Genomic DNA, 22,010 nt, shown 5'->3' on the forward strand with positions numbered 1-22,010 from the left:
CACCATTTACCAGGCTTCGTTGTACATTTTGTCAGATGATTATTCTCTTGCGTACAGTTATGTGTCGTGTGGTTAATTGCGTTTACGCGCAATGGCGGTCAACTTTTTCCGGTATAGTTGCATAGAATGAAACTTAATGGGCATGCCGACATTCACCAAGGCATGCCTGAAAAACCAAGTCATGCGGTCATGAAGTGATGGGTTTGGAATTAATTCAGCTTGGTGACCATCACTTTTAGCTGGTATGTCAGTGAGGTAGCGCAAGTCACCTGTGTGGCGATATAGTGACAGCACATCGAGCTTTTCTTCTATGGTGCGTAAGGTTATTTGCGGCCCAGAGTTATTGCGTCCCTCTTTCCATTCAAGCAATAATCGCATGGCTTTCGGTAATAATGAAAATAGGCTTAAAACGTAATTTGATGGCAGTCTAGGCACAATATCAGAGCAGTTAACCACCCGATAAATCGGCGTTTTGAGCCCGTTAAAGTAATTGTAGTCAGCCGCTTTTGGTGCGCCATAGGTATAACATGCGCCATTACTATCTGGTGCGAGCTCTCTGGTTGCTATGCAGGCCAAAGCACCACCAAGTGAGTGGCCGGTAAAAAATACCGGGGTTACATCATTGGCGAGCGGATCATAGGGCTTGCCTTGTGATTTTTCGAGTATGTTTAGTATTTGTGCTTTGACGCTTATAAATGAGCAGAAAAAGCCGCTGTGAACGCTGAAGTTGTTGCCAACACTTTGATGGGCGTTACTAACTTGTTGTTGTTCTTGCGATAAGGGCGTTGCGTAAATATTGGTAAGCCAATCTTCGAGACGGGTTTCTGAGCCTCTAAATACCACAATAATATAGGATTTTTCGTTATCGATGTTACCCGCTGCAGGTGTGTATTTACACACAAACCCTTGTGCACTCAGTTGGTGTGATAGCCCGAGTGGCTGACTCGCAAAATCCATCGTGTGTTCATCACCAACGCTATGAAAAGTACCGTCAAATGTGCCTTCTAAGGTAAACCCTGCTTTTTTCAACGATGATTTTAGTAATGTTTCGCCCACAATAAGCGCGTGCTCCTTTTGAGTCACTAAACTTTCAAGTGGGGCTTTTACATTGTGAGCGTGTGGGTTGACACTAAAGTGGCTATCGAACACCGCGTTTATTTGTGCTGTTAAGCCTTGGACTTCGTTATCAATGACACTAAAGCGGATGTAAGCCAATTGTGAGAGCTCAGCCATAATATAAGAGACGCGGTCGCTATAGCCAATACGTCGCCAAGGTAGCTTAAGTAGGTTTGGGTACATGAAATAATCATGGGTAACTGTATTGGTTGTGATCCGCCCAAGATAGACAGAAAGTAATCCATAGCCCGCAGCGAGCAAGGTTAGTGTACTTTGCCAAAAGTGGTGAGCGAATAGGCTGTTTGCTAAAGAGAATACGTGTGCAAGATAACCTTCAAGCGTATGTATAATGGCGTCAAAACTCAGGCCTTCTAGTGCGCCACCTGTCATCGCGATGGCAACCAGCAAAGAAGACATCAGGGCGTAGAAAACCCCTAAAAACCATAATGAGATGCCGATGCTTCTAAATACTCCGGCCTTACTCGCTCCGTGTTTCATAGTTACCTTTTCAGCATACGGTTACATCAAAAGTGTGTTTTTTAACCATAAACCGAAAGGTACAGGTTTTCAAGAGTGCCTAAGAACACAACAGATGTTGATCGTATGAGGAGAGAGTCATTACACAGGGTGGCATGTGTGTCATGGGGTTAAGTGCATATTTGGGAATTCATGAACGCAACGTATGTGAATGTGCAATTAGGCGTTATAGCTCTTGTGTGATGAAAAGCATTAACACAGCGTATTTTAGTATAAAAGTGGCTACCTAAATCTTAAAGGAAGCCACATAGTTACGAACAAATTTAATGTGAGCTAAGATTAATCTCGTTTTTTAAACCTTCTCGTTGTTTCGAACGCGTGTAATTGGCCATAGTACATAGCCATATAACCGTATTTAAAGGTATAAATATCCCCTTCTATTTTGAGTAGTTTGATATTTCTGACTCTAGGGACACCGTACTTTTCTGTAGCAAATGCATGACATTCATCAAAATCACGGGATTCAATCTCTTGACAAAACCTCTGTCTGATAAATGTGTAACTGCCATCTTCTTCTATTTTGAAAATATCACTTTCTAATGGTACAAATATGTCAGGCTGTAGGTAATAGACTGCTTTTTCAGTGCCTAAATACATATTGTCAGGAGGCGAAAATGGATAGGAATAGGTAAGGTGTGTGTATGAACCTATATAATCACTTGAAGTAAAAGTTGTATCGAGCTCATAGTGAACAAAACCCTTATTATCATACGCTTTGTTACTGTCTTGAGCGGTTAGTTGCATGCTCATGAAGGCTTTGCCTGAGGGGGATGTGTATAGTTTGTATTTATGAAGGGTTTCACCGAATGTTAGGCTGAGTTCGGAACCGCTTTGTGAATAATGAAAAGTACGTATTTCATCAAGTGATTTATCGGCGGTAGAGAGTGTAACGGTACCTGTACTATCGTCAGTAAGGGTAAACTCTATTCCCCCTTTATAATTATAATCACCGAGTGTCCACTTTAGTTGGTTAGGTGCAATTTTACCCGCATATGTTTTTCCCGCTTGCAGTGGCGTGGTAAATCCGCTTAATACATCTATCGGGTATGCAATGAGGTCTGACTGAGGAATTAACAGTTCAGATAAAGTAGACTTCCATTCTGGGCTCGCGTCAATATCGACTCCTTGTGTAATGAGTTGATACGTGTAACTAGATTCAATAATTAGATGATCTTGTATTTTACCAAGTATCTTTAGGGTGTCGTATTGTATTGCAAATTCTAATCTTACATCTGGGTAACGATAATAAGTGAAACTTTGATTGATTGTTTGTTCTTCAGGGGTAAATTTACCTGAACGATTATTATACGTACCGATTACTGAGTTTATATCGTAGTGAATGTTAGCAGGGTCAGTTGATGAGTAATGTTTGGGCATAAGTGAGCGGGCGCTCAATGTAGCAAGGCGCTTATCATTACTGTTAAGATTAATAATATCTGCGTGTACCCCTGACTCAGGTGTTCTTGCGTACACTTTTTCACCTGACACAGGCGATGTTTTACGCAGCATATAGGTTTGTGTGTCATTATTGTCGGTTGAAAGTACAACATAAAGTTTCTCTGGGGACTTAGCGAGAATTTTTAATCCATTGTATTGCTCAAGGTCACAATCGTACTTACATCCATACTGGTACATATTGAGTTTATCTAAGTAGTCACTGTTGTATTCAAAGCGACTGAGAGCACCGTTGTTAATTAATAGGCCTTGTTCTTTCTGGTTGAAAATTAATCCGAGATGTTGTTGTTTGTCTTCCCATGCGCCTGTAAGTTCTGCCGCGGAAATATCAATAGGCGCCCACGCTTGGGGATTATCGAGGACATTCACGGTGAACTCATAAGAGGTTGAAGCTTTACCATCAGACACACTGATGGGGTACGTGTGGGTCTCGATATCTAAAAAGTCTGGCGATACGCTGAGTTTTACTTGGTTATTTTCTAGGGTATACGTAAGCCAGTCAGGTTGGTTTTCGATACTGATAGAGAGTGGATCATTCTCTTTATCTTGCGCGTTTAACACGAGGTCGTATTGTGACTTGGCCTTCGCATCAAGGGTGAAAATACCGCTTAACGTTGGGGCGGTATTAACCGGAACTTGTGGTGTGCTGGTTCCGCCATTTGATGACGTATTATTTGATGAAGCAATGCTTGATGAGTCGTTATTTGATGAGCCACCACATGCGCTCAATGCTAAGCATCCTGCTAGTATGAGTAATTTCTGTTTCACGGTAATTCCTGACATCCTGTTTTTAAAAGTGGACGGAATATACCATAATACGGGATGGTTTTGTTTGTTTTTTAGGTAACTTAAACAGTGGTGAGAGGCTCACTAAGTTGTTTAACGTTGGTTGCATACAGGCAGTGTGTAGTCGGCGTATAATTTACGGTAATCGCCGATGGTATTAGAAATAGAAGGAACATAGGAGTATGTCAGAGTTAATCATTCGTACCATGTTGCCGCATGAGCTAAAAGTGGCCATAGAGTGGGCCCGCATTGAAGGGTGGAACCCTGGGCTTGAGGATGCGACATTATTTTACCAAGCAGACCCTGAAGGGTTTTTTGTAGCAGAGCTTGCGGGTGACATTGTTGCAGTTGGCAGTGCGGTCAGATATGACACGCATTTTGCTTTTTGTGGGCTTTATATCGTCGCACCAGAGCATCGTGGAAAAGGGTATGGGTTAGCTCTAACCAAACATAGACTAGCGTACTGTGGTAAGCGGAATATCGGCATTGATGGGGTATTAGAAAACGTCGAAATATATCAGCGTGTGGGGTATCAGCCTTATTATCAAAATAAACGGTTTCAAAAGTGTGCCACTGCCCACGATGTATCATCCACTATCCAAGATGTGACGGTACAGCATATCGATGCCGTCATCGCTTATGATAAGCAATGTTTTCCAGCCAAGCGAGACATGTTTTTAAAAGGGTGGTTACAGCAAAAAAATGGCAAGGCACTCTGCGTGATAGAAAATGGCCAAGTTCGAGGGTATGCAGTAAGGCGACAATGCGTTGAAGGGTATAAAGTAGGGCCATTGTTTGCAGATTCGAAAGCGGTGGCCACACAGTTACTGGGTGCTTTGCAGCAGGATATTATCGGTGAGATTATCATTTTAGACGTACCGGAAAATAACCCTCTTGCGATTGAATTAGCGATTGGTGAGCATATGGAAGTAGTGTTTGCGACATCTCGTATGTATCAACACGGGCTACCTGATATAGCACATCATAAAATCTACGGTATTACCACGTTTGAGCTGGGGTAATGGATAGATAAATATGATTCTTTGAAATTAAGAAATTGATTACTTCTATAGCAAAGCCCTCAATTGAGAATGGTCGTTACCAGTATCAACAGAGGGCTTCGTTTGTATATACCATATAAGAGATATGATTGACTCATTGCAACATTGATTAGAGTGAGTATTTGTCATTACTCGCAATATGCTGCTTAGCGCCAAAATATTAGCGGATATTGTTCCCACCAAATAACTATCAGGCAAAATTGTAATGCACTGATGATGGCAATTAATTCAATTACTTCCCAGCGGTTTTGTCTAATTTTTGCAATCTGATGAAACATACTATAGCCCAGCGTGATGGGTAAAATGGTTGATACCACGATCAGTGACATACTGGCAATATTGAGCATACCAAACTCTAAAAATGATTGGTTGAGGTAAAAATACACGGGGATTGAAAACAGTAATACATTGATAAACGCCAGATGAGTCCTTTTTAGCGGATGTGACATAAACAGCTTTACGCAGCCAATAATAATAAACAATAGCAACCCAAATATCCCAACAACCATGCTTACCCAATAAGGTAAAAGGGTTGTTACAGGCACTTTTTTAAATGTTTTTAAGCCATTACTCATGAAGAACTCATCGTCATTCTTAGCATAAACAACGTGTGATGCTTGGGTTCTGCCTGCTTGTTGATATAAATTATTACCAATATAACTTAAGCGTATTGGCGAGCTTTGCAATGAGTTGATCACCATATGTTGTTCAGAAGCAGTAACCCAAATAAAATTAAACAGCTTATCGATAAATGCAAATTCAGCCATATTATTAGGTGCTAAAATATAGAAGCCGTCCACATCGGTATTGTGTTGCAGCTCAGGTTTTGGCTCTGGTAATTTGGCCGATTTAAGTTTCAAGTATTGTATAAACAAAGCGTTGAACTGTTCAGTGTTGGCGGTTTCGCTGTCGGTGTTAATCGAATAGAAAAAACCTTTTTGCTCATTGAGATAAAGACAAATATAAGCTTTAAATCCAAAGGTTCCACCGGGGTGGCACATGCCCACTGCATCATGTCTATCGCGCGTGGCGAAGGCGAGCCCGTGGCCCATGGGTAACCCTGCTTTTTTAGCATCCGTGTTATCGGCAATGGCAAGTAGTGCCATTAAATCTGCCTGAATAAATGCTTCACCCTTGTGCTGTCCGTTGCTTAAAATAAATGCCATAAATTTTGCCATATCAGGGGCGGTAGTCGTGAATTGACCCGCGGCTCTTAAGTACATAGGTACCGCTTTTTGCATCACTGCGTTTTCATGATAACCCATGGCTAATAATGGGTCTTTGCGAGGTCCACTTTGACTAATAAATTCGAAGGTGCTGTCATGCATATCTAAGGGGTGCAATAAGCGACTATCTAAATAAGCTTCATAGCGCTGTTGTGTCACCGCTTCAATAATCATAGCAAGCAGCGCATAGCCCATATTTGAGTATGAATACTGAGTGCCTGGCTGAGTTCTTATGGTTAGTAAGTCGTGCTGATTTTTAGAAAAAGCAACTTCCAGCGGTATATCCGGTGTTGGGGTGGTACTTAAAAATTGCCGCATTTTGATGTTATCTAAGCCAGCTGTATGTTCAAGCAAGTGTTTAACGCGAATAGGGGTATTGGCTGACCATGGGTTATTTAATTGCAGCTGAGATAAATAGGGCGTGACTTCTGACTCTAATGTTATTGCACCTGTTGATATTAAACGTAGAACCCCCATCGCCAGCACCGTTTTTGAGACAGACCCAACGTGCATCTTTTGTGCGTTTTTCATGGGTAATTGTTTTGCAATATTGGCTTGCCCCGTGCTACCAACATAACTTTGATTACCGTCAATAACCGACCAGGTTATACCGGCTAATTGCTCTTCGCTAAGCACGCGTTCAATGTGTTTTTCAAGCTGTTCAATTTCAGTTGCATGGACGATATTCATTATCAGTATTGCTAGGCAGAGCATCGCAGTGTGTAATAGAGGTTTAATGTGCATGAAAGTCCTAGTCTTTTGCGGTGTATAACAAATTACCACCGCCTATTTTTTTAATTTAATTGTTTAAGCTGATTAGCCAAGCTGAAGATATCAATGCCTTTGCTTATATCTAATTGCATGAATGCAAGGACGCCGTGCATTACAATCAGAATGCGTTGGTATGCCTGAGGCTGTTGTTTTAGTGCTTGTTTTGCTGCTTCAAAGCCATGTTCGTCATAGGTTAATAGCAATGCAACTGCATACTCTTCAGGGGTCCGTTGTCTGGTTTTGGGTTCATACCCTAGCTCTGCAATTACTTTTTCCGCGAGCGTCCAAACTGACCACGGGTTCTGGCCGGTAATGAGTTTACCATCTTGAGTTACTTTTTCTAAGTAGGTTGTACCTGCTTGAAATTGCGCGCCTTGTGCGATGAGTTTGTCTTGTAGTAAAAATGGAAAGATTTGCTTTGCATCAGGAATGAGGAATAGCTCTTCTTCATTGGTGAAGGCACTGACATTTTTATTACTCAGTAGCATGTCACCGTTGTCGAGCTGCACGTTCACGAGTGCCGCAGGGCCATGACATACCGCACTGACGACTTTATTGTTTTGGTATAAGGTTTTTGCAATATTTTGTATATGGGGGTTGTTTGGGAAGTCAAACATGGTGCCTTTGCCGCCGACGAAGTACACAGCTTCATAGTCATCTGGGTTGATGTTTGCTAACGGGATGGAGTTGGCGACTTGTTGTTGAATGGTTTCATTATTTAAAAACGCATAGTCATATGCGCCCATATCTTCGCCATCGATGACAACAGGTGGTTTGCCGCCTTTAGGGCTGGCAATATCAACCGTAAAGCCATTGGCAATAAAGACCCAATAAGCACGAGCAAGTTCGGTATGCTCATAGCCTGTTTCTTTATCTTCGGCCATTTTATCAACGCTTGTGACCACCGCGAGGATTTTCCCTCTGGGTGCGGGAATATCGTCAGTTAAGTAGGGGAAGTCACTCATTTGAGATTCTTTTAAGGCAAGAAAGTGGGCTTTTTCAGGCAATAAGCTTTTAACCCAGCCTTTGGCGCCATAACCGAGCCCAACCACTAAAAGTGTAAGCGTGACGAGTGTAAAGATAATTTTTTTCAGCATAACAGTAACCCAATTAATAATGTGGCAACGAGCATAAATAAGGCGGTGTGAAATTTGTGTGAAGTTCGCTTTCATAGGGGAAATAAATTTTGCGAGATAAATATCGCGTCGATGACTTAAAAGTGACAAAGCACCGCATTGAGGTTGGTTACAGCAAATTATGCGCAGCCATATAGTTTGGGGGTCGTGCCATGGAATGTTAACTCATGTCGTTTTTTTTGTTTTTTTTTGTTAATGTTTACTCGCTGGCGGTTGGTCAGCGTTTAGATTAACAAGGACTGATTAAATGAAAACAATGATGTTATTTATCGCGCTACTGTATAGCGCAACGGGCTTGGCTGCACTTGAAAAAAAAGGACTGTTTTTTCAATCTCAAGGCTATGAGGTTAATATCGGTTTTGAAGGCAGTTATACCGATACCACAGCGGTGGCCTTTTATATTGAATGTGTAGCAGAGCACAGCTGTTCTTCAGCGGCGTTTACTGAAAGAGTGTTGTACGATTTTTTCAGTACACTAAAGCATGGTGGCTTGTACGAATATGTGTGGGACAGTGATGACCCATGTGTGGAACCAGTGGATAGTTGTGGTTCAACTGAAGTTGGTAAAGGCAATAAAAAGGAAAATGTAAAAGAGTCGCTAGAACGACAAATTAATTTTGTTGGCAAGCAAACCAAAGTCGAGTCATCTGCGATCACTGAATTGGTGAAGTATGCGCAGTCATTGGCAAATTTAACACCAAACCAACGCCCGACGAATACGCCGGTGTATCGTATCGTTACAACCAAGCGAGTGGGAGATCAGGTTAAGCCTATATTAATGTGTAAAGTTACCGAATCATCGTGTGAAATACAAAACAATGTAACCTTTGTTCACTATGATAATGATTCAATTGGTGTGTCATTTGACTACAACAGTGGCTGGGGAGAGGACCGAGAAATTAGAGATAGCATTGATACTTTTCTTGAGCGTTTTTCATACCATTGTCAAATGACTTATACAGGTCAGGCTGGCAGCTTAGTGGGTCAATATGTGTGTTACCTTGCACCTTAAATAGAGTAAGATGCACAGCATATGTATTGCTGTTAATGATTTAATTTATTGATAAAAAGCCAAAAAGTCGTGTGATTTACTTTTTGGCTTTGACTGAATTAAGTGTTATCGAACATAAATATATGTTGTGTTATCAACAACATAGGTGGTTATGTTGGTGTCTTTATACACGTCGCCCGTGTAGTTATAAATGTTGTGGTAATTGAGCATTGAATAATCAGTGCCAACGCCGCTGCACCCTGATGTTTCGTGCCAAAATAAGCGAAATTGATGTTCACCGGTTTTATTGGGCAGTCGGCCGAGTGTGTCTGCCAAAGGAATACAATTGGCATTTTTAAGGGTACTGATATCCGCCAAGGCATAAATTCCCACATCGTTCATGCTTAACAGCAGTTCTTGGCTGTTATTTTTCAGGTATTGCCACTGGGCATCGCCTAAATGGTAGTTGTCATCAAACGAGGTTATATTCGCTGTTTCAGTAAACAACACGTCAAAGTCATTAATATGGTCATATGCTTTTCCTGGTACGTACCTAATCCCAACCAAAGTCCAGCCTCCGCCTTTTAAATCCATGTCACAGTAAGTGGTAAATGCCGGCAGCCCGCCAGCACCGTCAGGGTCCATGTGAAAATACCCCGAAGCGGCACTGCTATTATTGGCTTGTATTGATTGACACGTTGTACCTTGGCTGACTGGCGGCGTGGTGTGCTCTTCAACAAAAAAGCCGTAATACTCCATTTCATCAATTTGGGTATAGTCTGTGGAGCCGTGTGTTGTTAAGGTCAGTAACCTGAAATACTTACCGAATGCCGCACGGTTTAAGGTCACATTAGCGGTGCCTTTTTCCATGGTAATGTGTTCATGGTCGACAAAGTTCACGCCATCGTCTGAAACTTGAAAAATAACGTCTTTGGGGGTTCTTGGGCTCGACTCTGCAAAATGCGTGGTAACCTGAGTTTTAAACCCTGTAATAACGGTTTTTTTGCCAAAGTTGACCTGTAGCCATTCGTCAGAGGGGGTTGGGCCGAGCCAAATACCATGGGTAATAAGGTTACCTGCATGGGGATTGATTTTGGCATTGGGGTCGGTGTAATAAAGGTGCCCATCAAACGCGCCAGCTGGGCTGAAAGCGTTGACTGTGCCACTGGCTCTATAGCTGTTGGGTAATAATGCATTGGTATGCACTAAAGCAATGTTATCACCCTCGCCAGTAGTTTGCCCTGGCAGTGTGGGTCGTGAAGCATCGACATTTTGCATATCGCAAAAGTATTGCTGAGCAGCTTCGCCACCAGGACCATCGGCGTCAATTAAGTAAATGTTACTTGGCGCATTCGGGTTTTGGGCTAAAATACTCGCGCAGCTAATTCCATCACTTGGGAAAACTTGTTTATTTAAGGTGGTTAGCTGTGCTAACAATGTGTTGTATTTAGTCAGTAAGTCGGTATTAACAGCATCGACATATTGTTTGGTAACAAGGTGGTTTGGCAAGGTTGGTGTATCAGCGATAGCGTTGCCAATGACTTCTAAGGCCGCACTGGGAGAGGTTGTACCTACGCCTACTTTAACGTTGGTAGAGACGGTATTTGCGCCATCGTTCCAGTGAGTTGTCCCGGGCACGCCTTGAACCCCCTGTATTCCTTGAATGCCCTGTACTCCTTGAGTGCCAGGTATGCCGATTGGGCCTATATCTCCGGTTTCTCCTTGAATGCCTTGGACGCCTTGAGTGCCTTGTATCCCCTGCACACCTTGAATGCCTTGTTCACCTTGAGCCCCTTTAAACTCAGCCCAGAGGTTGCCGTCACAAATAAACACTTTACGCTCTAATTTGCTGTAATAAATAGAGCCTTCATGAATAGAAGTACAGTTAATAGGCTCTGATGCACTCGGAACAAGTCTTATTGCGCCTGCTACTTCAACATTAGAATTGAAGTAATGAGGGAATAGGCTAGGGGTACTCGTCGGGTCGTTAGGGTCAGTGGCAGCTAAAAATTCATTTAAGTTAGCGGCGTTGTCGTTGTCTAAGTCTAACAGTGCATCATTGGCGTCAGTCGGATTTAAACCGCCAAGTATCACTCATACCATCGTTGTCACTGTCGCGCTGTTTTGGTGCGACATGAACAGAGACATCATCAAAGTCAATGATGCTAAGTTGCGTATCAGAGTTCTGCAGCTCTAGAATGATGTTGGCGCCTGAATCAATAAGTGCTTGATGGCCCGCGTTGGGTGAAAATTGCGCTGAAACTTGAACAAAATTGCCTTTGATAAGCTCAGTTGAGGGGGTCATATCGATAAACTGGTCGTTAATACGCAGCCCCAATTTATAGTGATAAGCATCATTATCATGACGCCAACCTACTTTTACATGAATGGTATATTGCTGCTCTAAATCAAGCGGTTGACCAAGATCTTGTGAAATGCTTGCGCCTGCTGATGCAAAAGCGATGTTATGTAACAGCGCATGACTCTCGTATTGGCTGGCTGTGGGGTTGAAAATGCCGGCCCCATTTGATGATGAAAATTGCCAGTTATCAGCTGTATGGCTTTGTGAGTTTTCGGTTAATGTATTGCCATCAAAACTACCGTTGTTTATTAACTCTTGTGCATATATACCAGTAGATACCGTGCTAAGCGCAATTGCAATCCAATTTGCGACGACGTTTTTTTTCATAACTATTTGTTCCCTTATTAGCGTGTAAAATCAATAGAATTATATTGAAAAAGGGCATGATAGATAGCATGAAAAAGTATGGTTTATTCTAGCTGCCCGTATATAGGAAAATAAAGGTAGAGCGGCTATATATTATAATGAAAGGCCTGTTTTATTTAATAAAGCCGTGGAGCAAGCAATTCGCTTGATTAACGAGTAGCGCGCAATTGTTACTCGCTTAGGCGGTAAAAACTGATTAAAATAACATTAAATTTCTTACAATAGTGATAGTGTATGTCGTTACCTGCTTGTCCTAGCTGTGCATCTGAGTATGTATATCAAGATCAATCTAATTTAGTTTGCCCGGAATGTGCCTATGAGTGGAACCCTGAAGAAAAGCGGGCTGAGGAAACAATAACCGCAAAAGATGCCAATGGAACGGTGTTGGTTGACGGTGATAAAGTGACGGTAATCAAAGATCTTAAAATAAAAGCGAGTTCTCAGGTTATCAAAATTGGTACTAAAGCGCTTGTTAGGCGAATTAAAGATGCCAAAGATCATCAGCTAGACTGTAAAGTGGATGGTGTTGGTGAAATGATGCTCACGGCAAAGTTTGTGAAAAAGGCTTAAACGCAATGAAGAGTTTAAGCAGTGATAATAAGCTAACTGTTTTAGCTCCCTCTCATAGGTCTTTAATTCAGTATTTCGCCAATAGAAACCGGTGCTGACGTTTGTTCTTTGATGGCATTGAGCACCGATACCAATGTGTTGTGTTGGCTATTTGGATGGGCGCGCAGACTGATGGCATTTATATTCCCAACAGCCGCTAATCGGGCGATGTTGACATTAACGGCTGTTATCTCTATCAGCCTTTGATTAAGAAATATTTGGTTTTTGCTGTTAATCGTAAATTGGGGTGTTAGTTTAGGCTCAATGGTACTAACACTGTTTTTTGCTCGCTCAATATCAAGCACTGTGTCGCGGTTAAAGCTGGCAGTAACAATAAAAAAAATCAATAAAATGAACACAATATCTAGCATCGGGTTCATATCTACAGTCGCATTCATTTGTTGATAAGCGCTTCTTGTTTTATGCATATTATTTCTCCTGAGTTGTTCATAGTGAGCTTAGAATATGGTTGTTTTTATTTTGGAAACGCATTGTTAATATTCATATTTACTTACAAAGTTGTCTTTATTTCGAACAATTTAGGTGTCGGGTACTGGGAAAGGGATAGATACGATGAATTTGTTAGGTTTCGTTTTTCCTCAAAATTCATCACCTAAACTGCTTGGAATAAGCAGATGCTACTGTGTAAATTGACTTTGATGATGTTATTTAAGTTATTTAAGTTATTTAAGTTATTTAAGTTATTTAAGTTATTTAAGTTATTTAAGTTATTTAAGTTATTTAAGTTATTTAAGTTATTTAAGTTATTTAAGTTATTTAAGTTATTTAAGTTATTTAAGTTATTTAAGTTATTTAAGTTATTTAAGTTATTTAAGTTATTTAAGTTATTTAAGTTATTTAAGTTATTTAAGTTATTTAAGTTATTTAAGTTATTTAAGTTATTTAAGTTATTTAAGTTATTTAAGTTATTTAAGTTATTTAAGTTATTTAAGTTATTTAAGTTATTTAAGTTATTTAAGTTATTTAAGTTATTTAAGTTATTTAAGTTATTTAAGTTATTTAAGTTATTTAAGTTATTTAAGTTATTTAAGTTATTTAAGTTATTTAAGTTATTTAAGTTATTTAAGTTATTTAAGTTATTTAAGTTATTTAAGTTATTTAAGTTATTTAAGTTATTTAAGTTATTTAAGTTATTTAAGTTATTTAAGTTATTTAAGTTATTTAAGTTATTTAAGTTATTTAAGTTATTTAAGTTATTTAAGTTATTTAAGTTATTTAAGTTATTTAAGTTATTTAAGTTATTTAAGTTATTTAAGTTATTTAAGTTATTGTTTATATTGTGCTTGTGTTGTTTTGGCATGGTCGGTCGGCGACGTGATTGATAACTTGCATGCGCTTATTGAACGCCTCACAATGAAATAGTGATCTATCCTATAGGTTAAATCGTAGACATAGCTGCGAATACTTTATTGGGATGTGTCATGCTCCGAGCAATATCTAAGTATATTTCTAGTCACCTAACCTTTGTTGCTTTACTACCGTGTTTTTTGCTAGCCGCAGTTGTTTTTTATGATGTCTCCATGTCATCACAGCGAATGAATGATGCATATGAAGCGGAATATAATGCTTTTTTGAGTCATGCAGTATTAGGTGTAGTACATGAAAGCCAAAAAGAACGGGGCGCATCCGCGGGTTTTATTGCCTCGAAAGGGCGTAAGTTTAAGGCTAGTTTATCTCAACAAAGAGCGGCGACAGATCGCGTTATAAAAGAATTACGTGCAAAACAAGCTAAGTGGCAGCTGAGCGCAACGATGCAAAGAGAGCTGCGTGAATTCTTACAACACTTTGACAAACTCGATCGGGTAAGAGATAAGGTCGATTCGCTGGCAATACCGATACCTGACATGTTGAAATATTATACCGGTATTAATGCGAAAGGCTTGCATATTGTCATCACTGCCTCGCGTTTGAGTAATGAACATATAATCGCAGCCGAACTTTTTTCTATCTATAACTTTTCCAGTGCAAAAGAGTCTGCTGGTATCGAGCGCGCTGTTTTAGCCAATGTATTTAGTACCGACAAACTCAGTTATGCATTAAAAGCAAAATATATACAATTGCGTACCAAGCAGGAGGTATACCTACATGAAGCGCTTGAAGCCTCACCAGAGGTAATGAAAGGGGTATTTGAACAGGCACTATCTTCAAATGAAAATACGGCGGTGGATACATATCGGCTAAAAGTTGAAAGTAAAGAAAGTAACTTTGGCGTTGACCCTGAGCAGTGGTTTAAGGCCGCAACAACACGTATTAATGTGTTGAAAGAGGCCGAAGAGCAAGCGTTGACTTTGGTTGATGAAACCGCAAAAGAGATATATGACGCATCTGTTGTTGTATTGGTCGTTGAAATCATCATTTTTGTTTTAGGTTTACTGATCACCTTTGCGTTATTTATGGCGATTCGGATGCGGTTTCGTCAATCACAGAAGATAGCCAGTGGTATTGAGATTGCGATTTATAAAAAAGACTTGGCACACGAGATAGAAGTAACTAGCCATGATGAGCTGGGTAAGTCCGCAGAAAACATTAATCAGTTAACAATGCAGTTTGGTAGTGACCTGATAGAGTTTGGGCAAGTGGCAACGGAAATTACAGGTTCAACAGAGGCCACGTCCGCTGCCATATTGCAAAGCCAAGATAACTTAATGGAGCAACAAAATGGGATAAAAACCATTGCTGCGGCATCAGAACAAATGAGCAGTAATATCCAAATGATTGCACATTCTATGAATGAGAATTCAGAAGCAGCCCGAGTGGTGGCCAGTGAGTCGATTCATGGTCAGAAAATAGTGAGTGACGCCGTGATTGTGATTCAACATGCATCGGATGATATGGCCAAATCTGCGATTGCAGTTGACGCATTAAATGAGCGCGTAGGCAGTATTTCAAGTATGGTTGAGATGATCCGCAGTATAGCCGAACAAACCAATTTATTGGCATTGAATGCTGCGATAGAGGCCGCTAGAGCTGGAGAACAAGGCAGGGGGTTTGCGGTTGTGGCAGATGAAGTCAGAAGTTTGGCCAGTCGAACACAAAAATCCACAGAAGAAATATCGTCGTTGGTTTCAGAGCTGCAGGCAAGTTCAGAAGAGGCGTCTGAAGTTATTGTAAAAGGAAAGGAAAATGCGATTCAAGCGGCAGAACGAGCCAATGAAATTAAGAGTGCACTGAATAAAATAGTGACTCAGGCGCAACAAGTTGAAAAGGTCACAGAATCTGTTTCAATGAGCACACAGCAACAAAGCGAAGCGATTGGCGATGTGAGTGAGCATATTGCAGTCATATTTAACAAGTCGGCAGAGAATGTGACCGGCGCAGAACAAATAGTGTTAGCGGCACAACGTATTTCTGATGCAGCTAAAAATATGGATAGTTTGATTGAACAATACACGGTGCAAAGTGTAAATAATGACTAAAAAGAGAGAAGGTAGTCCGTATTTAATGTTGTAAAACAATACTGGAAAACGCATCTGACATTATGAGCCGTTATTACTATTGAGGTTAGGGGTATAGCGGTTTTATCCACAGAGTGCGAGTTTTTGGCTCCGTTGGATCTGGGCCAAAAATTTGTGCATCGATTAGTTTAAACACACTTATTAGCGGGCTATTATCGACCTGAGTTCGACCCGCAAGGTAATCAAAGCCCTGTTGGGCAGCATAGTTTGAAAGTGTTTTGATAAGGTTTAAGACAATGGAGATACCTGTTTTTGTTTTATGCAGAGATTTATTTATTACCACCATATCAATATAAAACACCTCATTGCTTAAATTGTGCAAAGGCTTTTTATAACCCCATATTAGCCCCTGCACTTCGAGGTGTTTTGTGGCGAAATAACCAAAGGGCTGTTGTGCATGCATAAAGTAATATTGTGTTCTTTGCAGACTCCAAAAAGACGTTAATTTAGTGGTACAGACTGGGCAGTATTCGCGGTTACGATATACTGCTTTTGACAGTGAGAAGTCATTTCCTTTACATTGTGGGCATACCCACCCTAAATATACGGCAGAATCGTCAGTACAATATGCATGGTGTAAATAATGGGATAGCCCCTCAATGCCACCAATGACGTTAATATGCCATGGTACATAATTCACATCTGATGCTTTTTTACATAGATTGCTGAACAACACGGAACTAAGCATTTTTCTTATACCTTTAAAGATTGTTGCGAAAGGAGTTTAATACTTTCTTGGGTCAGAAGTAACAGAGGATCAATGAGCGGTAAATTAGCCGGCCGAGGTAAATCCGTACAGCCTAAAACAATATTTTGTGCGCCGTGTTGAGCAAGATCTTTGGTGATTTTAATAAGTAATTCCGGTGTCTTTGTTGTCGCTAAGGTGGGGGCATGACTGACTTGGGCAAGAATCAACTTATCCAGGTCGTGCTGGTGCCTCGAATTTGGAAGTATAAGCTCAATATCATAAGAACGGGCAGCTTTTGTGTATAGGCCATAATTTAGGGTTTGTGATGTTGCTAGTAATCCTGCTTTGGTTATTTGGCTATGTGCCAGTGCTTTTATCGCCAAATTAATGATGTTGAGCACTGGTATATTTACGGCACGTTTTATATCGTCGATAAAGTAAGAAAGCGTATTACAAGGCAGCACCAAGAAAGTTGCACCGCTTTTTTCGAGGTTGATAGCTGCATTCACGAGTATGTCTTTGTAGGGGTCAACACTGGCACCGTTAAGTAATATACCGTGCTCCAATATATGAGGCACTGAGATACTATTGATTAAAATGTTAGGGCGATACTTGGTACCCGTAAAGTGCCTTTGTAAATCGAGATAAAATTGTGCGGTGGCGCTTGGACCTGTACCACCAATGATGCCAATCGTATTCATAGTATATACTTGTGATTAATTCTGTAATTGACGCTATTTTCATAAACTGTGCTGTTGAAATCTATTACACGCGTATTACACCGAGTGAGCTGGAAGAAATTAAGCTAGTAGAAAGTAACATGGTGATTGTCCGTTTTATGCCGTGCTAAAATAATGCGTGATAAGTGCTATTTTATAGTGTCGTAAATATATAATGATATGTACGTTGCTGTTCTTTGTTTGGTATGTCACCGATGTCGGTATGTGTTTACATGTTTGTTGCATTGAAAAGCGATTGGTTGTTATTTTTCATGCTTTGATAATAAGTGATAGTGTTACATCACGTGAGGAGCAGGCATAGATATGGTGAAAGTATGCGGCTATTTGTTGAAGAAGTGCGTCGACAAGTACCGTCTTCTTTTAAGCCATAGATGATAGGCGTTACTAAAGTGTGGTTTTTTGTTGTTTATTAATTGCTTGTGTTTTAGTCTGGTGAGAAAGGTATGTTACATAGGGGCGTATTTGTAGTGAGAAGTATATTAGAAATACCGTTAGTGACAGTGTTACATGATGGCTAATACGTTTTATTTTTATAATTTACATTATCGCAATTATCTTTTTAAAATACTCTCTAAAATAGCGTTTATTATTGTACTTGTTTTTGTATCGTATTTTTTACCTGTTAAAAATAGGATGATTAATTAACCTAGGGTGCAAGGTGTTTTATTTTCAACTCACGAGTGAGATGTTTTTAGATTTGAAATTTAACTTTTCTATATCGGTGCAAGATTTGAATGAAGTGGTTTGGTGCTGTTGTTTATAAGAATTAAGTAGATGCTTAAAAATTGCTTGATTTAATTTTATTTGATTGTTAATGTTTGCCTCGTTGCCTTTAGGTGTTTATAAAAACACAATTTTAGTTAATTTGAATTTTAATATCTTTAATAGTGCATGGTGTGGTCATTTTTATTTTTATCAATGATGTTTGATCCATGTGTATATTTGAACTGAGCGATTTATTAAGTTTGGCCTTATATGGTCATGTATGCATGCTTGTATCATCTCTTTATGCATTCACTTTTGTATAGCCAGTTGTTATATCGCGTATTAAACAAATTTCTTTATGTAATATCATATAAATATTTACGTATGCTGATATACCTATATAAGTCTTGGTATGAATTAAATATGGATTAGCTAATAACGGTGATTAAACATCTTGAGCGCAAGGAGTGCATTAATATTAAATACTTACAAGGGTGTTAAAAAATGAAAAAAGCAATATTTTTGATTGGTTCTACAGTTCTAAGCAGTCTAGCATATGCGGGTGATGACCCTGTTAATTGTCGTAGTGAGACCCATAACGTTAGTGTGTATGGCGGTTATGTCGCTAGCTGTACAACTTCGTCAGGCACAGATATCCGACAATATGTTACGCCATCAACGACTAGCTTTATTAGGTTACACAGTCATGGACAGAGTTGTACTACATCGTTGCGCTATTATGGAAAACAAACCGTAACAAGTACACAATGTGATTATACACCTAAAGCGAACTTGACGTTGAGAGCACTACATGACGGTACGGCATATGAAGCCGCGTTGCGTGTTTCTGGCAGTGGCAGTGACCGTGACGGTAGCATTGTTTCTGAAAAATTTTGGTTGAATGGTGCATATAAAGGTTCGTCAATCAGTCCAATTAAAGTACGTACTGCAACACGCTTCACTGTTAAATATGAAGTGACGGATAATAGCGGTTATACAGATTCACAAACAAAAACGATTTGGGTGAACCCTCAAAGTGATCCATGTCGTGAAGGTGTTTCTAGTTGCTAATATAAGACAATTCAGTTTCTTAAAGTGAATTAATTTTATTTAAAAAAGCTGGCTTTTCATTAAGCTGGCTTTACTTATATTTAACATTTTTATGTGGATTAATACATAAATATTCAATGATGATGTGGCAGTTCAACTTTTTAAGTTATGTTTTGCTAGTCACTACATTGAATAGATTATATGAGATAAATATGCTCTTCTTTGTTTCATGCTCAATACGAATCATAGGTGTGCTCTGAGTTACATTTTATAAAAAGCCAGTTAAATACTTACCATCGAATTGTGCATAAAGATGATTTATAATTTCATTAAATTGATGAAAACTGGTTTTTTTATTTAGGTTAATGTGTTTTATCGTTTTTTCTATAAAAAATCATTGCTTTTATTGGCTAAAGAAGGGTATAGTGTTCGCCCAACCGAATAGCAGATTTTCGCTATACTTTTCGTCTTTATTTTCTCACGTTTATTATTGCAATCTCACTAGTAGATGGCGCTTTCGTGCGCGTGTATTTTATAAAAATGATCATGTATGCGTCGCTGCTTTCGCTTTGGTTGGCGCGCCTTTGCGAGAAACCAAAACACACGAGATTAAAAATTAACCGTTTCTAATGAGGAGCAAGTATGACCATCACGAATAAGTCGATTAAAGGGGTTTGTCACTTAAACCCTATCGCTGCTGCAACGGCGTTTGCATTGGCTAGCTTGTCTATCACACCCGCTTTGGCCGAAGCAGTAGAAGCCAAAAAAGAATCAAAAATCGAAGCGATAACAGTAACTGCAACGAAGCGTTCGCAGGTAATTTACGAAGTACCAATTGCAATGAGCGCTTTCTCTGGTGATGAATTAGCATCACAGGGTATTTCAGATATTACTGATGTGGGTAAATTTGTTCCAAACTTGAATATCACCGGTTTTTCAGCGGGCCATAACTCGTCAGCGAACCCCTTTATTCGTGGGATCGGGCTTCAGGACCATTTGATCACGACCGATCCTGGCGTAAGTGTCTACGTTGATGGGGTATACCTTGGTCGCCAAGTTGGTCAAAACTGGAACCTAGCAAACATTGAGCGCATCGAAGTATTGCGTGGCCCACAAGGTACTTTGTATGGTCGTAACTCAATTGGTGGGGCAATTAACATTATCACCAAACAGCCAGATCAAGACGCGGTTACTAAGGTCAGTGCTGAAGTTGGTACGCGTGGCCGTTTGAAGGGAAGCATATTCACCAACCAAGCCGTGAATGATGACCTCGCTTTTAACTTCAACCTTGGTTTTAATCGCCGCGGCGGGCTTGGTGAGTTCACTAACCTACCAAATGCAGAATTTGATGTTGGCGAGAACCAAGAGTTTCACGGCCGTTTTTCATTAAAATATAATGCCAGTGATGATTTACGCGTGGTGTTTACCGCAGATGCAAATGATGGTGAAGGGGGCACGCGCCCATATACAACATTGATAGATGAAATGCCGAATGGCCGCTTGTATCAAAACGGGCTGCGCAATTCTGATGTTGCAGCAGACCCGTACGACAATGCGACAGGTACAATTGAAACATCGACAGTGTCTAATAATGCGAACGGTTTATCGTTAACCCTCGATTATGATATCAACGAAGAACTCGGGACTAAATTTATCTTTAGTAAACGCTCTTCTGAATATAAAGCAGGTTTGGATGATGATGGCGCCGTTGTTGGGCTCGATCATTATCCTGAGAGGGGGACAGCAGACCAAACCTCTGTAGAACTACAGTTTACAGGCTATTTAGGCAATGTTGACTTTGTTACGGGGTTATATTGGTTTAACGAAGAAGGTAGCAATCGTCAGAGTGCCTCTGAGGCAAGCTTTGATGGTGGGCCAACGAAGTTAGAGCTTGATCAAGAAACGACAAGTCGCGCAGTGTTTGTAAATGTAGGCTACGATGCCACCGATGATTTACGTTTATCGGGGGGGGTACGTTATACGGAAGATGAGAAGTCTGCCTCAACCAATGTATTTGACCCAATAGGGACAATTTACTCAAACAAAGAGTGGGATGACGTATCATGGGAAGTGGCAAGTAACTACACCTTTGAAAATGGTTTAAACTGGTATGCAACGGTCCAAACGGGTTATCAATCTGGTCAATATCCAGCACGTCCTTATTTCTTGATCAATCAATTCTTCGGTGCTGGTGGATTTGATAATCCTGAAGCCCCTGCAATTGTTCGCGCCAATAACGCTTTCATAGCCAGTGAAAACATCAGTGCAATTAACTATGAAACCGGTTTTAAAGGTCAGTTAACGAATGACTTTAGTATGAGCGTGGCGTTTTTCAATACTGAATATGATGATTTACCTTATCAAGTGAGTGTGGTTACTGATGCGGGCTTTGACACAAATAATCTTGTAGTTGAGCAGACGTCGCGTGGTATCGAGTTTGAAAGTACGTATTTAATCACAGATAATTTCACTTTGCATTCGAGCTTAGGCTTTATGGATGTTGATGTGGAAGAGCAAAATGGCGTAAAACCTGTCGCGCCTTTAACACCAGAGCTTACAGCCTCGATTAGTCCATCATATGAGTTTGAGCTGAATAATAGTGCATTAGTAACAACCCGATTAGACATATCTTATCGTGATAGCATGTATGGAGAGCCAAGTTCAGACGTCCGTCGTATGACGCAAATTGATTCACGTACCACAGTAAATTTTGATATTTCGTATGCGCCACTGAATGCTGATTGGACAGTCTCATTGTATGGACGAAATGTATTTGATGAGCGTTATGACGATGCGCGTTTAAACACAGGGGATTACATTCTATTAATTAAAAGCAATGACGCCAGTGAGTTTGGTGTTCGTTATAATGCGACTTTTTAAATAAGACATAAGCCTGTTGCACGACACTAAAAGCTCGCAGTGAATGTTTTCACTG

16 protein-coding genes are annotated in these 22,010 nt (G+C 40.1%); 6 read left to right on the plus strand and 10 right to left on the minus strand.

Annotated features, from left to right (window positions below):
- Positions 1 to 72 precede the first annotated feature (72 nt).
- Together PAUR_RS03595 and PAUR_RS03600 are read right to left on the minus strand one after the other, a co-directional pair.
- Complete coding sequence (locus tag PAUR_RS03595; protein WP_192506448.1) at positions 73 to 1,614, minus strand: lipase family protein; 1,542 nt, start codon at positions 1,612 to 1,614, stop codon at positions 73 to 75.
- Positions 1,615 to 1,932: 318 nt separating this feature from the next.
- On the minus strand, positions 1,933 to 3,876 hold the full coding sequence (locus PAUR_RS03600; RefSeq protein WP_192506449.1) for a hypothetical protein: 1,944 nt from the start codon (positions 3,874 to 3,876) through the stop codon (positions 1,933 to 1,935).
- 200 nt (positions 3,877 to 4,076) lie between these two features.
- Here PAUR_RS03600 and PAUR_RS03605 point away from each other — a divergent pair, with 200 nt between their 5' ends.
- Entirely contained in the window at positions 4,077 to 4,916 is an 840-nt protein-coding gene (locus PAUR_RS03605) for a GNAT family N-acetyltransferase (RefSeq protein WP_192506450.1), read from the plus strand.
- Between the two features lie 185 nt (positions 4,917 to 5,101).
- Here PAUR_RS03605 and PAUR_RS03610 read toward each other — a convergent pair whose 3' ends face one another.
- Positions 5,102 to 6,925, minus strand: a complete 1,824-nt coding sequence (locus tag PAUR_RS03610; protein WP_192506451.1) for a serine hydrolase domain-containing protein — start codon at positions 6,923 to 6,925, stop codon at positions 5,102 to 5,104.
- A 50-nt stretch (positions 6,926 to 6,975) separates the two neighbouring features.
- Positions 6,976 to 8,049: a type 1 glutamine amidotransferase domain-containing protein gene (locus PAUR_RS03615; protein WP_192506452.1), complete on the minus strand. Its 1,074-nt coding sequence runs from the start codon at positions 8,047 to 8,049 to the stop codon at positions 6,976 to 6,978.
- Between the two features lie 286 nt (positions 8,050 to 8,335).
- Between PAUR_RS03615 and PAUR_RS03620 the strand changes: the two genes are divergently transcribed.
- Complete coding sequence (locus tag PAUR_RS03620; RefSeq protein WP_192506453.1) at positions 8,336 to 9,100, plus strand: hypothetical protein; 765 nt, start codon at positions 8,336 to 8,338, stop codon at positions 9,098 to 9,100.
- Between the two features lie 105 nt (positions 9,101 to 9,205).
- Here the strand turns inward: PAUR_RS03620 and PAUR_RS23540 are convergent, their stop codons facing one another.
- Positions 9,206 to 11,173, minus strand: coding sequence for a fibrinogen-like YCDxxxxGGGW domain-containing protein (locus PAUR_RS23540; RefSeq protein ID WP_192506454.1), 1,968 nt, complete (start codon positions 11,171 to 11,173; stop codon positions 9,206 to 9,208).
- On the minus strand, positions 11,145 to 11,768 hold the full coding sequence (locus PAUR_RS03630; RefSeq protein ID WP_192506455.1) for a hypothetical protein: 624 nt from the start codon (positions 11,766 to 11,768) through the stop codon (positions 11,145 to 11,147). The genes PAUR_RS23540 and PAUR_RS03630 overlap by 29 nt, the downstream gene beginning before the upstream one ends.
- Positions 11,769 to 12,041: 273 nt before the next feature.
- On the opposite strand from PAUR_RS03630, the gene PAUR_RS03635 reads away from it, so the two are divergent.
- Positions 12,042 to 12,377: a zinc ribbon domain-containing protein YjdM gene (locus tag PAUR_RS03635; RefSeq protein WP_192506456.1), complete on the plus strand. Its 336-nt coding sequence runs from the start codon at positions 12,042 to 12,044 to the stop codon at positions 12,375 to 12,377.
- 62 nt (positions 12,378 to 12,439) lie between these two features.
- On the opposite strand, the gene PAUR_RS03640 is transcribed toward PAUR_RS03635, so the two are convergent.
- Both PAUR_RS03640 and PAUR_RS03645 read right to left on the minus strand, forming a co-directional pair.
- On the minus strand, positions 12,440 to 12,844 hold the full coding sequence (locus PAUR_RS03640; protein ID WP_192506457.1) for an ExbD/TolR family protein: 405 nt from the start codon (positions 12,842 to 12,844) through the stop codon (positions 12,440 to 12,442).
- A 185-nt stretch (positions 12,845 to 13,029) separates the two neighbouring features.
- On the minus strand, positions 13,030 to 13,737 hold the full coding sequence (locus tag PAUR_RS03645; RefSeq protein WP_192506458.1) for a hypothetical protein: 708 nt from the start codon (positions 13,735 to 13,737) through the stop codon (positions 13,030 to 13,032).
- A gap of 121 nt (positions 13,738 to 13,858) precedes the next feature.
- Between PAUR_RS03645 and PAUR_RS03650 the strand changes: the two genes are divergently transcribed.
- Positions 13,859 to 15,853 carry a methyl-accepting chemotaxis protein gene (locus PAUR_RS03650; RefSeq protein ID WP_192506459.1) on the plus strand — a complete coding sequence of 665 codons (1,995 nt, stop codon included), beginning with the start codon at positions 13,859 to 13,861 and terminating at the stop codon, positions 15,851 to 15,853.
- 85 nt (positions 15,854 to 15,938) lie between these two features.
- On the opposite strand, the gene PAUR_RS03655 is transcribed toward PAUR_RS03650, so the two are convergent.
- Together PAUR_RS03655 and PAUR_RS03660 are read right to left on the minus strand one after the other, a co-directional pair.
- Positions 15,939 to 16,580, minus strand: a complete 642-nt coding sequence (locus tag PAUR_RS03655; RefSeq protein ID WP_192506460.1) for a hypothetical protein — start codon at positions 16,578 to 16,580, stop codon at positions 15,939 to 15,941.
- A 5-nt stretch (positions 16,581 to 16,585) separates the two neighbouring features.
- On the minus strand, positions 16,586 to 17,281 hold the full coding sequence (locus tag PAUR_RS03660; RefSeq protein ID WP_192506461.1) for an aspartate/glutamate racemase family protein: 696 nt from the start codon (positions 17,279 to 17,281) through the stop codon (positions 16,586 to 16,588).
- Between the two features lie 1,248 nt (positions 17,282 to 18,529).
- Between PAUR_RS03660 and PAUR_RS03665 the strand changes: the two genes are divergently transcribed.
- Positions 18,530 to 19,096, plus strand: a complete 567-nt coding sequence (locus PAUR_RS03665) for a hypothetical protein (RefSeq protein WP_192506462.1) — start codon at positions 18,530 to 18,532, stop codon at positions 19,094 to 19,096.
- Positions 19,097 to 19,717: 621 nt separating this feature from the next.
- A complete protein-coding gene (locus tag PAUR_RS03670; RefSeq protein ID WP_192506463.1) occupies positions 19,718 to 21,955 on the plus strand; it encodes a TonB-dependent receptor in 2,238 nt (745 codons plus the stop codon).
- Positions 21,956 to 22,010: the final 55 nt, after the last annotated feature.

This window comes from Pseudoalteromonas aurantia 208 (genome assembly GCF_014858725.1).
Lineage (GTDB): Bacteria > Pseudomonadota > Gammaproteobacteria > Enterobacterales > Alteromonadaceae > Pseudoalteromonas > Pseudoalteromonas aurantia.